Origin of the sequence: Anabaena sp. FACHB-595 (assembly GCF_048568275.1) — a bacterium.
Classification (GTDB): domain Bacteria; phylum Cyanobacteriota; class Cyanobacteriia; order Cyanobacteriales; family Nostocaceae; genus Trichormus.
This window is the reverse complement of the sequence record NZ_CP183473.1, coordinates 4,397,466-4,412,472: the sequence shown is the minus strand read 5'-3', so window position 1 is coordinate 4,412,472 and position 15,007 is coordinate 4,397,466. Positions and strand designations below refer to the sequence as shown.

At 43.2% G+C, this 15,007-nt stretch carries 12 protein-coding genes; 5 read left to right on the top strand and 7 right to left on the bottom strand.

Going from position 1 to position 15,007, the window contains the following annotated elements; translation table 11 throughout:
- Positions 1 to 949: 949 nt before the first annotated feature.
- Together asnS and ACN222_RS18300 are read right to left on the bottom strand one after the other, a co-directional pair.
- Positions 950 to 2,341 carry an asparagine--tRNA ligase gene (gene asnS, locus ACN222_RS18305; RefSeq protein WP_010997802.1) on the bottom strand — a complete coding sequence of 464 codons (1,392 nt, stop codon included), beginning with the start codon at positions 2,339 to 2,341 and terminating at the stop codon, positions 950 to 952.
- 2 nt (positions 2,342 to 2,343) lie between these two features.
- On the bottom strand, positions 2,344 to 2,706 hold the full coding sequence (locus ACN222_RS18300; protein WP_044521867.1) for a hypothetical protein: 363 nt from the start codon (positions 2,704 to 2,706) through the stop codon (positions 2,344 to 2,346).
- Positions 2,707 to 2,802: 96 nt separating this feature from the next.
- Between ACN222_RS18300 and ACN222_RS18295 the strand changes: the two genes are divergently transcribed.
- A complete protein-coding gene (locus ACN222_RS18295; protein ID WP_010997800.1) occupies positions 2,803 to 3,099 on the top strand; it encodes a DUF6439 family protein in 297 nt (98 codons plus the stop codon).
- A gap of 50 nt (positions 3,100 to 3,149) precedes the next feature.
- Here the strand turns inward: ACN222_RS18295 and ACN222_RS18290 are convergent, their stop codons facing one another.
- Together ACN222_RS18290 and rlmD are read right to left on the bottom strand one after the other, a co-directional pair.
- The gene (locus tag ACN222_RS18290; protein WP_010997799.1) at positions 3,150 to 3,599 is read right to left on the bottom strand and encodes an ATP-binding protein; all 450 of its coding nucleotides are present in this window, start codon (positions 3,597 to 3,599) and stop codon (positions 3,150 to 3,152) included.
- Between the two features lie 407 nt (positions 3,600 to 4,006).
- On the bottom strand, positions 4,007 to 5,389 hold the full coding sequence (gene rlmD / locus ACN222_RS18285) for a 23S rRNA (uracil(1939)-C(5))-methyltransferase RlmD (RefSeq protein ID WP_010997798.1): 1,383 nt from the start codon (positions 5,387 to 5,389) through the stop codon (positions 4,007 to 4,009).
- 214 nt (positions 5,390 to 5,603) lie between these two features.
- Between rlmD and ACN222_RS18280 the strand changes: the two genes are divergently transcribed.
- The 4 genes from ACN222_RS18280 (at position 5,604) to ACN222_RS18265 (ending at position 11,520) form a co-directional block, all read left to right on the top strand.
- Positions 5,604 to 6,089, top strand: a complete 486-nt coding sequence (locus tag ACN222_RS18280) for an allophycocyanin subunit alpha-B (RefSeq protein WP_010997797.1) — start codon at positions 5,604 to 5,606, stop codon at positions 6,087 to 6,089.
- Between the two features lie 677 nt (positions 6,090 to 6,766).
- A complete protein-coding gene (purL, locus tag ACN222_RS18275; protein WP_010997796.1) occupies positions 6,767 to 9,115 on the top strand; it encodes a phosphoribosylformylglycinamidine synthase subunit PurL in 2,349 nt (782 codons plus the stop codon).
- 239 nt (positions 9,116 to 9,354) lie between these two features.
- Positions 9,355 to 10,854: an amidophosphoribosyltransferase gene (purF, locus tag ACN222_RS18270; protein WP_010997795.1), complete on the top strand. Its 1,500-nt coding sequence runs from the start codon at positions 9,355 to 9,357 to the stop codon at positions 10,852 to 10,854.
- A gap of 99 nt (positions 10,855 to 10,953) precedes the next feature.
- Positions 10,954 to 11,520 (top strand): Uma2 family endonuclease, encoded by a 567-nt coding sequence (locus tag ACN222_RS18265; protein WP_010997794.1) that lies wholly within the window; start codon positions 10,954 to 10,956, stop codon positions 11,518 to 11,520.
- Positions 11,521 to 11,626: 106 nt separating this feature from the next.
- On the opposite strand, the gene ACN222_RS18260 is transcribed toward ACN222_RS18265, so the two are convergent.
- The 3 genes from ACN222_RS18260 to ACN222_RS18250 form a co-directional block, all read right to left on the bottom strand.
- Positions 11,627 to 12,376 carry a DevA family ABC transporter ATP-binding protein gene (locus ACN222_RS18260; RefSeq protein WP_010997793.1) on the bottom strand — a complete coding sequence of 250 codons (750 nt, stop codon included), beginning with the start codon at positions 12,374 to 12,376 and terminating at the stop codon, positions 11,627 to 11,629.
- A gap of 83 nt (positions 12,377 to 12,459) precedes the next feature.
- Positions 12,460 to 13,626: an ABC transporter permease DevC gene (gene devC, locus ACN222_RS18255; protein ID WP_010997792.1), complete on the bottom strand. Its 1,167-nt coding sequence runs from the start codon at positions 13,624 to 13,626 to the stop codon at positions 12,460 to 12,462.
- Between the two features lie 42 nt (positions 13,627 to 13,668).
- Positions 13,669 to 14,973 (bottom strand): ABC exporter membrane fusion protein, encoded by a 1,305-nt coding sequence (locus ACN222_RS18250; RefSeq protein ID WP_010997791.1) that lies wholly within the window; start codon positions 14,971 to 14,973, stop codon positions 13,669 to 13,671.
- Positions 14,974 to 15,007: the final 34 nt, after the last annotated feature.

The following is a 15,007-nucleotide window of genomic DNA, read 5'->3' as shown; positions in this document are numbered from 1 at the left end:
CTCCCTGTAAATCAAATTTTTATGCTATTTGGAAGTTTTAAATTGTCATTTAGTGCTGTTTTGATGCACTCATAATTGGTCAAAAATTGGCACGATCAGCACGCTTTGTGTCATCTTTAGATACAATAAGTTATGTATGAGATTCACCCTATTGATGGGCTTAATGGCGATACTTATCTAGTGGTTTGGACAAATGTTTATAGCAGATTGCAACTAGAGTAAGTATGGAATTTATAACTCTCAGCTAGAGAGTCAAAGTGTTTTAATTCTGTTAGGTTTAGCTTGGTATTATGGTGTTTTGACTGCTAATTGCTGAATTCTTTTGTATATCCTGCCAGGTGTATACTGGAGCATGAATGAATCAAGGATATTCAGTCATCTTAGGTTCTTAATTCATTACCGAATATAAAAACAAATGTGTCGCGATGCTTCAGTACAAGGCACAAAAAATTCTTGTTTAAAGCATCATTATTTATTTATGGGGATTGTAATTTTGAATTTTGAATTTTGAATTCCCCAAAGGGGTTGACCGTCTGATGAAAGGTAACCCAATATTTACATTGTTTTGTTAGGTGGTAATGCGCTGAACCAAACCCCTTTTCAATTTTGAGAACGCGCACTAGGGGTAAGAGGTTAGGATATACCTTATGTAATGGGAAACTGTTATAAAAAAGTGATTCAGACTAAGCTGATTCGCTCAGAATTTAGCAAAACGAATACACAGAACACCTGATTAACTTAATACCGTATATTTATTTATGAGTCTATAGTTGTATAAACATATTTACATATCATTCATAAAACTTATATTATGCGATGTGCAACTTTCTCTTAACCCTAATCCCCAACCCCTTCTCTAGTAAAGGATGGGAGCAAGATTCTACCAATTAAAAATTCAAAATTAAGAATCAAGATAGTCGCACATCGCGTTATTTGACGACTGCTTCTACTAAAACTCAGCGTTTTGTGGTGTCCGGGGGAAGGGAATTACATCCCGAATATTGCCCATTCCTGTGATAAATTGCACGAGTCGTTCAAAACCCAAGCCGAAACCAGCGTGAGGAACAGTACCATAACGACGTAAATCGAGATACCACCACAAATCTTCAGGCTGCATTCCTTGTGCTAATACTCGGCGTTCCAACACATCTAAACGTTCTTCTCTTTGGGAACCACCAATGATTTCCCCAATTTTTGGTGCAAGGACATCCATCGCGCGGACTGTTTTTTCATCGTCGCTCAACCGCATATAAAAGGCTTTAATCTGTGCGGGGTAATCTGTAACGATGACTGGCTTTTTGAAGAGTTGTTCTGCTAGGTAACGTTCGTGTTCTGATTGTAAATCTAAGCCCCAACTTACGGGATATTCAAATTTAACATCAGCTTTTTCTAAAAGTTTGATGGCATCGGTGTAAGTCAGACGTTCAAATTGATTATTAATAATATTTTCGGCTGTTGCTAAGACAGTATTATCAATGCGTTGATTGAAAAATTCCATGTCTTCTGGGCATTTTTCCAACACATGATTAAAAATGTGTTTGAGAAAAGCCTCTGCTAAATCCATATCGCCTTCTAAGTCGCAAAATGCCATTTCTGGCTCAACCATCCAAAATTCTGCCAAGTGGCGGGAGGTGTTGGAGTTTTCTGCACGGAAGGTGGGGCCGAAGGTGTAGACGTTACTAAAAGCCATCGCCATGACTTCGGCTTCTAGTTGTCCACTGACTGTTAAGTAGGTGGGTTTAGCAAAAAAGTCTTGGCTGTAATCAATTCCTTGATTTTCTGTGCGGGGAATCTGCTTTAAATCCAAGCTGGTGACGCTAAATAGTTCCCCTGCGCCTTCGCAGTCGCTAGCGGTGATGATGGGGGTGTGTACCCACAAAAAGCCCCTTTCCTGGAAGAATTGGTGAATGGCTGCGGAACAAGCATTACGGACACGGAACACTGCACCGAAGGAATTAGTACGCGATCGCAAATGTCCAATTGTGCGTAAAAATTCAAAAGAGTGGCGTTTCTTTTGCAGTGGATAAGTTTCGGGGTCAGCTTCACCATAAACTTTCACTGCTTCGGCTTTTAATTCAATACGCTGTCCTTTTCCTTGGGAAGCCACCAATACGCCGTTTACCTCAACTGATGCACCTGTGTTTAGTTGTTTGACAATTACTGCGTAGTCTGGCAAATCCTGATTGATGACAACTTGCAAATTACCTAATGATGAGCCGTCATTAACTTCAATAAAAGCAAATCCCTTAAGTTCACGCTTTGTTCTTACCCAGCCTTGAACTACCAGAGACTCATCAGGTTGACCACTCCGCAATATTTCTGCAATTCGTCGATTTACCATATTTACCCAGCACAGGACTTTAATATCCAGCCTATAATAACGCCCATTCCACCAAAGCGGACGGCTTGCCAGAAAGGTTTTTTCAGGCTACGCCAAGAAAACAACTGGCTTTCTAAGTTTAGTTCTAGCATTTCCAGTTGCTGTTTGATTTGTCGTAACTCTGTTTTAATTTCTTGGGTTTGGTATTTATTGTGCTGTAATTCTTGACGGCGTTGTTGCCATTGTGCCTGTTGTTCACGATCGCCCTTTACTTGATCATACCTTTGTTTTAAGCTCAAGAGCGATCGCTCTACTTCCTCTAGCTCCTGTTCAAAGTGCGGTTCTTGATTTTCCCCTGATGACTGTTGTTCTTTTGGCGGCTTCATGGACAAGTAGTAAACTAGGATTAACAGCGAGTCTGCCAATATTTAGGGAGTCATTAGACTCAGCACCCAGCACTCATTACTCAGCACTTGTCAATTATGTCTCAACCCAGCCAGCTTTCTAAAACCAGTCAAATCAATGAATTTAGCGATTTGGAACTAGCCCAAGCCCTTATGGAACGGCTGAGTATTTCACCCGACGATTGGCATCGCCTCAAGTCTAACCGCAATTCTCGCGCCAGTGAACAATTAGCCGCCGCTATGGTATTTTTACTCAAAAACCAACCCCAGGAAGCTCTTGCTAGACTAGAACAAGCTGTTGGTTGGTTAAATCGTTCAATATCTGCCCCTCCCTGTCCTTCTCATGGAAATAAGGGACTAGGGACTGGAGAGTAGGGACTGGGATAATTTACCCAGTACCCGGTCTCCAATACCCATTCCCTTAATTATCGCCGCAGAGATAGACGGGGGCGGCTTTCCATTTGTTTACATAATCTCAATTCTGTGCCTTTGCGATTCCACTCTACTTGGTCAAAAATCTGGTGCAGAAGACACATCCCTCGACCGTTTTCTGATTCATCGGGTGGTAAATAATCTGTGGGATCTTCTTCATGACTGGTTATAGGGCTAAAGCCTTGTCCTTGGTCTGATATCACCCACCAATACTGATTATCTATGAGGGAAAAACGGACTACAACTGTTTTGCTTGGGTCAAGGTTGTTGCCGTGTTTAGCTGCATTAACTAAAGCTTCTTGTAGCCCTAATCGCAGTTCTGCTTGTAATTTGGCGGGGATTTCCGCCAACAATAAATCTAATATAGGACAAAGATAGAGAGTTGAGGCGAAACTAATAGTACCCCAATAACGTCCAACCGGACGGAGCGAAATGGTTATCACGAGAGAAACCCCATAGCTTTCAGTTAGCTAGACATCAGTTTGCTTTTCCAGGCACTCTGATAAAAATGGAGGTGGTCATACTGCCTTCAAACTTGCGTCTTTATTACTAAGTTTTGAAAATGCTGGGGAGCATTGACTCTGTTTATGAGGTTTGATTGTTGATACATAAAGCGGCTGTGAGTGATTTGCTAAGGGTTTTAGCAGGTTAGGAATGTGGAAAATTACAACAGATTTGTAGTTTTCTTAATGTTGCCGATTTGTACTTTAAACAATCTTATTCATGGGTTATTGGAGCCATGCAACTTTAATTTTTTTAACAAAATCATTGCTATGTTTAAGTTAATTCGATCTTAGCATTTTTACTATGCAATAGACTACAAATTTGAGATTTGAGTTTTTCTCAAGGATTAATTATCCTTACCAGACTGTGATAGCACAAGAAAAGCGGCAACTTCCACATGAGATGTTTGAGGGAAAAAATCGGCGCTTTGGATACGTTGGATAGTATATGTTCCATCTGTACACAGTAACTTGAGGTCACGAGCAAGAGTGGCTACTTTACAGCTGACGTAAACAATGCGGGCAGGTTTCGATGCTAATAGAGATTCGATGACAATGCGATCGCACCCTTTACGCGGTGGGTCTAGTAATACCACATCTGGTATTATTCCCATCTTGGGCAGCAATTTCTCAACGGCCCCCACTTGAAATTCCACATTATTAATACCATTGTGTTGGGCATTGACAATTGCCTGTTGTACAGCTTCTGGTTGCAATTCCAATCCTATAGCTTGGCGTACTTGTTTACTTAAAGGCAAGGTTAAGGTGCCAATGCCACAGTAAGCATCAATTAACGTCTCATGCCCTTGCAGATTTAGTTGTGACTCAATTACTTGTAATAATGCTTCGGCTGTTTCTGTAAAAACCTGAAAAAATGTATCGGGGCGGACTTGAAACTCTAGTCCAGCAAATATTTCTCGCAAATAGGGAACCCCAGCAATACATCTGGTTTCTCGACCAAAAATCGCATTGGTGCGTTCGGGATTACGATTTAAGGACACACCCACCAACTGGGGATAGCGCTGCAACCATTCCTGGGCTTGCTGTTCAATTCCTGGTAAGTTGCCATCTTTGACAACTAAAGTTAATAAAATTTCACCTGTGCGCCTACCGATACGTAAACCAAGATGGCGAATTTGCCCTTGGTGGCGTTTTTCATCGTAGATAGGCCAGTCGCGCTGTTGGATATCTTGCTTAACTTGTGCCAGTAAAGGATTTAAGCGGGGATCTTGGACTGGGCATTGATTTAAGTTAACTACATGATGGCTACCTTTTTGATAGTAACCAGCTTGTACTTGACCTGTAGCAGAAACATCGAGGGGATAGGTAGCTTTATTGCGATAGCCTAAAGATGAGGCTGTCACCAATACGGGATCTACTGGTGGTTGAGCAAAACCACCAATCCGTTGTAAGGCTTGGATAACTTGGTGGCGTTTAGCAATTAACTGATATTCATAATCTATATGTTGCCACTGACAACCGCCGCACTTGTCAGCCACAATACAACCGGGACGAATGCGATGAGGAGATGGTTCTAGTAGCTGGTGAAGTTTGCCGTGGGCATAATTGGGCTTGACGTGTAATAAGCGTACCAAAACACGATCGCCTGGTACAGTATCTGGGACAAACACTACCCGTTCGGCAAATCGTCCCACACCATCACCAGTATCACTCAAGTCGGCGATCGCTACTTCAATTAATTCACCCTGATGCCAAGTAGATTTAGTCATTTGTCAGTTGTCAATTGTTCGTTGTGAAGCAGTGCGTTGGGCGGGTTCCCCGACTTGTAGCAACTGCTGTTCCCCGGAGGGGTTCTCGGAGAGTACCCGTAAGGGTCGGTTGTCAGTAGTTCTTCTCTTTGTCTCCCCATTCCTCCAGCCCCTTCACTTCTGTACCTCCAACTCGTTAAACTAGCAAATAATATTTCGCGTGATTTAAATAATCATGACTGTAATTAGCCAAGTTATTCTCCAAGCCGACGACGAACTGCGTTATCCCAGCAGTGGCGAACTCAAGAGCATCAGTGATTTTTTACAAACTGGTGTCCAAAGAACAAGAATCGTCGCTACCTTAGCGGAAAACGAGAAGAAAATTGTTCAGGAAGCCACCAAACAACTTTGGCAGAAACGTCCTGATTTTATCGCACCTGGTGGCAACGCTTATGGCGAACGTCAGCGTGCGTTGTGTATCCGTGACTTTGGCTGGTACTTACGCCTAATTACCTATGGCGTACTAGCCGGAGACATAGAACCAATAGAAAAAATCGGCATCATTGGTGTGCGGGAAATGTACAATTCTTTGGGCGTTCCTGTACCCGGAATGGTAGAAGCCATCAATTCTCTGAAAAAAGCCTCTCTTGATTTATTAAGTTCAGAAGACGCAGCAGCTGCTGCACCTTACTTTGACTACATCATTCAGGCAATGTCCTAGTACAAAGCCTGTGCTAGTTTTAGGGGCGCTTCTGGTTTACTAAATTGAGTCTTAGGTAATAACCTCATCAATCCATAAGATTCTCATTTGATCATAACCTCCCCACATTTGGTAGTGGCTCTGGCAAGCTCTCTCTGTCAAGTTACCAACCAGATGTGGGGAAATTTTATTTTAGTCATTGGTCATTGATCAATAGTTCCCAAACAAAAAACCGACAACCTCTTTGTAAAAGACTGTCGGCAATTAGTGTGTTCCCTATTAATGACTCGGCTAGAGTTCAGTAATACTTAAATATTGTCATCTAGTAGATTATACGTAAGCGATCTTAATCATAAACCTATGTGATTGTTATCACATTATTTTTCCGGATAACCTGTATCTACGTGAGCAGCTTTATTCTTTTAATAAAAAATATAGCGAAGCGGCGAGCTTGCTTAATGTATGGACTGAACTATAAGAGCTTCGCGCCCATCCTATATCCGGATAAATACTTTTGAAATCCTTCTATTGGTGGAGTTATGCCAAAACAAGAACATTTTTTCTCCTCCCATGAAAAAATCTGAGAGCTTGGTCAATTCTCAGCAGCAAAAACTTATCCAGTAAAACAACTAACAACTGACACGCATAGCGCACTAAATCGATACAATAATGCTCTGTCCTGTTGGTGCATTATTTCCATGACTGCCACATCTCCCTTTTCCCCTCAAGAAATTGCTGCTGAAGGCATCAAACCAGAAGAATACGCAGAAATTGTCCGAAGATTAGGCCGTCATCCCAATAAAGCTGAACTGGGAATGTTTGGGGTGATGTGGTCAGAACATTGTTGCTACAAAAATTCTCGCCCCCTACTCAAACAGTTTCCCACCACAGGCCCCCGCATTCTGGTAGGCCCAGGGGAAAATGCTGGGGTTGTGGATTTAGGTGAAGGATTGCAACTGGCATTTAAGATTGAATCTCACAACCACCCTTCAGCAGTTGAACCCTTTCAAGGCGCTGCCACTGGTGTGGGGGGTATTCTCAGAGATATTTTTACAATGGGTGCGCGTCCCATTGCTTTGTTAAATTCTTTACGTTTTGGTTCCTTAGAAGACCCCAAAACCCAAAGATTATTTTCTGGCGTAGTTGCTGGAATTTCCCACTATGGTAACTGTGTCGGTGTTCCTACTGTCGGTGGTGAAGTTTATTTTGATCCCGCCTATTCAGGAAATCCCCTAGTAAATGTCATGGCTTTGGGATTAATGGAAACACCAGAAATTGTCAAATCTGGAGCTGCTGGTATCGGTAATCCTGTATTGTACGTGGGTTCCACTACGGGACGGGATGGTATGGGAGGGGCGAGTTTTGCCAGTGCGGAATTAAGTGATGAGTCAATCGATGACCGTCCGGCTGTGCAGGTGGGTGATCCTTTTTTGGAAAAATCATTAATTGAAGCTTGTTTAGAAGCATTTAAAACAGGTGCAGTGGTCGCGGCTCAAGATATGGGTGCGGCGGGAATTACCTGTTCTACTTCCGAGATGGCGGCTAAAGGTGGGGTAGGGATTGAGTTAGATTTGGATAAAATTCCTGTGCGGGAAACACGGATGGTTCCTTATGAATATTTACTATCAGAATCTCAAGAACGAATGTTATTTGTTGCTCATCAAGGACGAGAGCAAGAATTAATCGATATATTCCACCGTTGGGGACTACAGGCGGTTGTTGCCGGTACAGTGATTGCCGAACCTATTGTCAGAATTTTCTTTCAAGGTGCAATTGCTGCGGAAATTCCGGCTGATGCTTTAGCAGAGAATACCCCACTTTACGAGCGTGAGTTATTGGCAGAACCCCCAGAATATGCTCGTCTAGCTTGGGAATGGTCATCTGAAGCCTTACCTACTGGTACAACTGCGGGTATTGAGATTCAAGGAAATCTGCACAGTTGGCAGGATATTTTGTTAACTTTGCTCAATACTCCCACGATCGCCTCGAAAAATTGGGTGTATCGTCAATATGACCACCAGGTGCAGAATAATACGGTTTTCCTCCCTGGTGGTGCAGATGCGGCAGTTGTGCGCTTACGTCCCCTAGAAGGGCAGGGGAGCAGAGGAGCAGGGGAGCAGGGGGGAGTTAATAGCCTCAGTGGTGTTGCGGCTACGGTGGATTGCAATCCTCGGTATGTTTACCTTGATCCCTATGAGGGAGCTAAGGCAGTGGTAGCAGAAGCAGCCCGGAATCTTAGCTGTGTGGGGGCAGAACCTTTGGCGGTGACAGATAACTTAAATTTTGGCAGTCCAGAAAAACCCATTGGTTATTGGCAATTGTCGGAGGCTTGTCGGGGTTTGGCGGAAGGTTGTCGAGAATTGGCAACCCCGGTCACTGGTGGGAATGTCTCTCTATATAACGAAACCTTTGACACTCAAGGCAACCCCCAACCAATTTACCCAACTCCAGTTGTGGGGATGGTGGGGTTGATTGCTGATTTAACCAAAATTTGCGGTCAAGGTTGGCAAGGTGTAGGTGATGTGATTTACCTTTTAGGCGCATCTATTACCACTTTAGGCGCATCTGAATATTTAGCGACTATTCACAACACTGTAGCAGGCAGACCCCCACGGGTAGATTTTGATTTAGAACGCCGTGTACAAAAAGTTTGTCGTGAAGGGATTCATGCAGGTTCGGTACGTTCAGCTCATGATTGTGCTGAGGGGGGTTTAGCCGTGGCGCTGGCAGAATCTTGTCTTGCTGGCAACCTGGGGGCAGAAATTCACCTAGAAGTTTCTCCTACTCAGTTACAACGCCTGGATGAGGTGCTGTTTGGTGAGGGTGGAGCCAGAATTTTAGTATCTGTAGTATCAACACAGCAAGCAACTTGGGAATCCTATTTACAGGAACATCTAGGACAAAATTGGCAAAAATTAGGCATAGTTGGAAATACCGATACAGATCTGGCGGTTTTAACTACTGATAATCAAACCTTAATCCGCGTTAGCATCGAAGAAATGAACGATCGCTATCAAAATGCGATCGCTAGAAGGTTAGCCCTGTGAAGAAGTAGATAGTAGGGGGCGTAATTAACAGCCCCTAACTAGTCACAACTAACCAATGACTACTGACAAATGACAAATTCCTCAAATCAATAGCATCTTTAATCACAATTAAGGTACTGTTTTAATATATGGTTAAAGATTTGTTAAGACGATTCCGCAACTATCCCTAGACATATTCCCAGTGACCAAATAGTTACGAATTATTTTGACTTGACACCCCAGCCAGGAGCAAAGCTAGCATGATTCCCATTGATTCCGTCACTCCGGATGAGTACCCTAATCAGACTAACAACCCAATTGATAGTCAAGAAAATCGTCCTGACAAGCCAGAAGAGGCTTGTGGAGTTTTCGGCATTTACGCCCCAGGAGAAAATGTTGCAAAACTGACCTACTTTGGATTGTATGCCCTGCAACATCGGGGTCAAGAATCAGCTGGCATTGCCACGTTTGAGGGTACAACAGTTCACCTGCATAAAGACATGGGTTTGGTTTCTCAAGTCTTTAATGAGTCGATTTTAGAAGAGTTGCCTGGTGATATCGGCGTTGGTCATACCCGTTACTCTACCACTGGTTCCAGCCGCAAAGTTAATGCCCAGCCTGCTGTCCTAGACACTCGTTTAGGCAAGCTAGCTCTAGCACATAATGGTAATTTAGTCAATACTGTGAAGTTGCGCCAAGAGTTAGTTAATAGCAACTGCAACCTAGTGACAACCACAGACTCAGAAATGATTGCTTTTGCGATCGCTCAAGCAGTCAACGCAGGTGCGGACTGGTTAGATGGGGCGATTCAAGCATTCCATCGTTGCGAGGGAGCTTTTAGCTTAGTGATTGGCACACCTGTTGGTGTGATGGGAGTGCGTGACACCAACGGCATTCGTCCTCTGGTAATTGGGATTTTGCCTGGTAATCCTGTGCGCTATGTTTTATCCTCGGAAACTTGTGGTTTAGACATTATTGGCGCTGAATTTCTACGAGATGTAGAACCAGGTGAAGTAGTTTGGATTACCGAAAAAGGTTTAGCTTCCTACCACTGGAGTCAAAAGCCAGAACGAAGATTGTGTATTTTCGAGATGATTTATTTTGCTCGTCCCGATAGCCAAATGCACAACGAGAGTTTGTACAGTTATCGGATGCGTTTAGGAAGGCAACTAGCAGCCGAATCCTACGTAGATGCTGATATTGTCTTTGGTGTACCTGATTCTGGTATTCCTGCTGCTATTGGATTTTCCCAGGCTTCTGGTGTTGCCTACGGTGAAGGGTTAATTAAGAATCGCTATGTTGGTCGCACCTTTATTCAGCCAACCCAAACCATGCGGGAGTCGGGGATTAAGATGAAACTCAACCCCCTCAAAGATGTGCTGGCGGGTAAAAGAGTGATTATCGTTGATGACTCCATTGTCAGAGGTACTACTAGCCGCAAACTAGTTAAAGCTTTACGTGATGCTGGTGCAGCCGAAGTACATATGCGGATTTCTTCCCCACCAGTAACTCATCCTTGTTTCTACGGAATTGATACTGATTCTCAAGACCAGCTAATTGCTGCTACTAAGTCAGTAGAAGAGATTGCCAAGCAATTAGAAGTAGAAAGCCTGGCCTATCTCAGTTGGGATGGGATGTTAGAAGCAACCAGAGAAGACAAAAATAGTTTCTGTTCTGCCTGTTTTACAGGTGATTACCCTGTTGGTATTCCTGAACAGGTGAAACGCGCTAAGTTGATTTTAGAAAAGGTAGTAGTTTAGGGATTAGGAACAAATCAGTGCTGGGTTTTGAGAATTCACTCAGCACTGTCTCAAGCCTACCCAAGCTAAAATAATTAAATATCCTCACAGTGATGGCTTATGAACCAGCCGACGACAGAAAAAGTTCGCTGGAATACCACCGACTTAGCTTTATTTCCAGAAGACGGGAAGCGGTATGAAATTATCGATGGGGAATTGTTTGTGACGAGAGCGCCTCACTGGAAACATCAGCGAGTTTGTGTCAGAATCAGTACCGCTTTAGATAATTGGTCACAGATTACTGGTCTGGGGGAAGTGGCGATCGCTCCAGGGATAATTTTCGGTGATAATGATAACGTAATTCCCGATGTTGTTTGGGCTAGCAATGAGAGACTATCTAATTTATTAGATGAGGCTGGTCATTTGACGGCTGCACCGGAACTGGTGGTAGAGGTATTATCACTGGGAAATGAGAATGAAAGGCGAGATAGAGAACTGAAACTTAAGCTCTACTCATCACAAGGTGTCAGAGAATATTGGATTATAGATTGGCGTAAGCAACAGGTGGAAGTATATCGGCGTGAACAGGGGATTTTAAAGTTAGTCGTCACGTTGTTTCATGGTGATGAACTTAACTCACCCCTTTTGCCTAATTTTACCTGTGCGATCGCTCCTTTGTTTGGTTAGTTTTTTTCAACGCAGAGGGACGCTAAGGAAAGCGCAGCGAAAAGTTCTGGAGGAGGGTTAGCCCGACCTAGGAAACTTTTCAAGAGAGAGGAACGCAGAGTATTATTTAGTGCATTTTGGCGGCAATATCCATATCATCGCTTTTTAGCTGACCATCTTCCATGTATATGATGCGATCGGCAATATCTAAGATACGGTTGTCGTGGGTAACTAGCAAAATTGTACAGCCTTGTTCTTTGGCTAGTTTCTGCATTAGTTCCACAACATCACGTCCCGATTTTTTATCTAGAGCTGCCGTAGGTTCGTCTGCTAAAACAATTTTAGGATGACTGACTAGGGCGCGGGCGATCGCTACCCGTTGTTTTTGACCTCCAGAAAGATTTTCGGCGTAGTAATTTACCCTATCACCTAAACCAACAGTTTCTAACATAGCGATCGCTTTGGAGTTAATGTCTTCATGAAAAAACTCATCATGCAATTCTAGAGACATTCGCACATTTTCTTTTGCAGTTAAAAAAGTCATCAGGTTATGAGCTTGGAAGATATAACCAATCTGACGACGCAGTTTAGTTAACTGATTTTTGCTAGCTCCACATATTTCCTGTCCTAAAATCTTCAAGCTCCCTTCTTGAGCCGAACGCAAGCCACCCATCAAAGTTAATAAAGTCGTTTTCCCAGAGCCTGAAGGCCCCGTCATAATCACAATTTCCCCAGCGTTAATAGTCAAATTAATATCAAATAATACTTGTTTGCGAAGCCCACCTGAACCAAAATAATGATTGAGATTGCTAACAGAAATGACTGGTTCTAAAGAGGATGGGGAGTTATTGGTTCCAGAGACAAATTCTTGTAACATTGTTTTTTTAAGGAAATAAGGAGTAGAAGACAGCGAGTATGGGAAAAACTAATGTCAACTGACAACTGACAACTGACCAATAACTAAAACACATCGGCAGGATCAGCAGAACGAAGTTTTCGCATAGCGATCGCACCGGAAGCGGTACACATGATAATGGTGAGAATAAATACAGTGATTGCCCGTTCTAGTTTCATAGCTATGGGCAACATAGTTGCTGCGTAAGTAACTTGATATAGCCCAAAAGACAAGATATAAGCTGGGAGATAGCCAAGGAAAGCTAATAACAATGCTTCTTGCAGAAGGACTAATAAGAGATAGCGGTCTGTATAACCCATTGCCTTGAGAGTGGCATATTCTGGCAAGTGATCAGAAACATCAGAGTAAAGAATCTGATAAACAATTACAATGCCGACAATAAACCCTACTCCCACACCTAACCCAAAAATGAAACCAATACCAGTCCCATTTGCCCAGTAATCTTTTTCAGTTTGAGCAAACCCTTCTGGAGTCAAGACTATAACGTCATTGGGTAACCCTGCGGCTAGTTGCGATCGCACTTTTTCTTTATCTACCCCTGGTTTGAGGGTGATTAGTCCTACTTCGATGCGGTCTGGTTTGCGTTCGGGAAATAGTCTTAAAAATGTGGAATCGCTAGCAATGACATTACCATCAGCCGCAAAAGAGGCTCCGTTGCTAAACACTCCGCTAACATTAACGCCAATATTATTTAGTTCTGTTTGAAAGCTGTTTGTTTTTTTGAAGATATCACCCACGGCTCCATATTCTGGGCGGCCAGCTTGATCGAATAAAACTTGATTTAGCTGTTTAATTTGATCTTGATTTTTGCGGATTTCGGGAAATGTAAAAGCAGATGCAGCCGGATCTATACCCCATACTAAGATGGCTCTATCCTGACGAGTTTCCGGATTACGCCACTGTCCAGTACCTATATAAAGGGGTGTTACTGACTGCACACCCTCATAACCTAAAGCTTGATATAGCCTTTCTCTAGAAAAGCTTTTGACTGAAAACAAAGTTTGGAATTGAGGATTAATTAACACCAAATCTGCTTGTAAATTGCGGTGAGGTTTCACAGCCGCATCAAACAGCGCACTTTCAAAACCTAACTGAATAAACATCAGCATATCGGCAAAGGTAATACCGGCAACTGCAACCGCTAACCGAGTCTTTTCCTTCATTAACTGCCGCCAAGCTAGCGGAGTTTTGCGAAAAATTTGAGAAAACATAATATTATTTAGTCGTTAGTCAATAGTTTTCTGAAAATTCTTTCATTTGGAATTTTGAATTGTTTCAATTGCTGCTTGCACTTGCAAGTTTGTGAAACTTGCAACTTTTTTGCTGTCTTCAGGGTTGAGGCGAATTTTGACTTCAACGACTCGGCTATCTAGGTTCTCTCCTGGCTGGTTGCTAAATACGTTTTGTCGTCCTACCTGCAAGCCAATTTGGGACACTTTTCCTCGCAATTCGCCACCAAAGGCTTGGCTGGTAATGACTGCTTGCTGTCCCAGTTTCACTTTACCGATATCAGTTTGATAGACTTCGGCAATAGCTAACATTTGGTCGGTTTGTGCTAAGTCAGCAATGCCATCATCACTGATTTTTTCGCCGACACGGGTATGAATTTTGAGAATCTGTCCCGCCTGTGGCGCTCTGATATAAGCTGCTTCTAGGTCGGTTGTGGCGCGTTTGAGAGAAGCGATCGCCTCTTCAACTTCTGTTTGTGCTGCTTGCACATCTACTGGTCTAACTTCGGCAATACTGGTGAGTGTGGCTTTGGCTTCGCTAATTTGCTTGTTACTGGTGGCGTTAATCCGGTTCAGTGCAACTTTGGCTTCTGCTAGTTCTTTGCTAGCAGTGGAATTAATCCGGTTCAGCACTGCTTTGGCTTCGTCTAGTTGCTCTTTGGCAGTTTCCACACTCAAGCGTCTGGTATCAATTGCTGAACTAGAAATTGCCCCTTCTGAGTAAAGCTGCTGATAGCGTTGATATTCGGCTTCGGCATTTTTCAGTTCTGCCTCTAGCTTCCTAATTGTGGCTTCTTGGGCGATTCTGTCACCTTGCCATTGCGCTTCTATCCGCGCAATGGTTTGTTGTTGTCCTGTTCTATCGCCTTGGGATTGGGCTTGTAAGCGTTCCACGCTAGCTTGCTGGGCGCGGATATCGCCAGTTTTGGCTCCAGCCTTGACTTGATTGAGTTTGGCTTGGGCAACGCGTATTTGTTTTTCGGCTTGGAGTACGGCGGTTTGCAAGCGGGCGCGGGAGTCTAAAATTGCTACTACCTGTCCAGCTTGCACTTCATCACCTTCTTCCACCAGGATTTGAGCAATGCGATCGCCATCTAAGGCTAATGGTGCAGATAAACTGATCACTTCTGTTTCTGGTTCTAGTCTACCCAAAGCAGTTATCTTGGGAGCGATCGCCTCAGTTGGTACAGCATCCGATGCACTAGTTTTACTAACTTGCCCAAACTGACTAACTGCGTACAAAACAATTCCCGATGTCATGGCAGTAGCTGCAATCACTAATGCAATTACCCCTTGATTAGCAGGCTTAAATAACAGTTTTTGATTCATCTTCTCCTCACAAAATAAGTTAATTTAACCGATC

What these genes read in the sequence shown, in the direction of transcription:
- asnS (WP_010997802.1), bottom strand. Translation starts at nt 2,341, where the DNA reads ATGGTAAATCGACGAATTGCAGAAATATTGCGGAGTGGTCAACCTGAT.
- ACN222_RS18300 (WP_044521867.1), bottom strand. Translation starts at nt 2,706, where the DNA reads ATGAAGCCGCCAAAAGAACAACAGTCATCAGGGGAAAATCAAGAACCG.
- ACN222_RS18295 (WP_010997800.1), top strand. Translation starts at nt 2,803, where the DNA reads ATGTCTCAACCCAGCCAGCTTTCTAAAACCAGTCAAATCAATGAATTT.
- rlmD (WP_010997798.1), bottom strand. Translation starts at nt 5,389, where the DNA reads ATGACTAAATCTACTTGGCATCAGGGTGAATTAATTGAAGTAGCGATC.
- ACN222_RS18280 (WP_010997797.1), top strand. Translation starts at nt 5,604, where the DNA reads ATGACTGTAATTAGCCAAGTTATTCTCCAAGCCGACGACGAACTGCGT.
- purL (WP_010997796.1), top strand. Translation starts at nt 6,767, where the DNA reads ATGACTGCCACATCTCCCTTTTCCCCTCAAGAAATTGCTGCTGAAGGC.
- purF (WP_010997795.1), top strand. Translation starts at nt 9,355, where the DNA reads ATGATTCCCATTGATTCCGTCACTCCGGATGAGTACCCTAATCAGACT.
- ACN222_RS18265 (WP_010997794.1), top strand. Translation starts at nt 10,954, where the DNA reads ATGAACCAGCCGACGACAGAAAAAGTTCGCTGGAATACCACCGACTTA.
- ACN222_RS18260 (WP_010997793.1), bottom strand. Translation starts at nt 12,376, where the DNA reads ATGTTACAAGAATTTGTCTCTGGAACCAATAACTCCCCATCCTCTTTA.
- devC (WP_010997792.1), bottom strand. Translation starts at nt 13,626, where the DNA reads ATGTTTTCTCAAATTTTTCGCAAAACTCCGCTAGCTTGGCGGCAGTTA.
- ACN222_RS18250 (WP_010997791.1), bottom strand. Translation starts at nt 14,973, where the DNA reads ATGAATCAAAAACTGTTATTTAAGCCTGCTAATCAAGGGGTAATTGCA.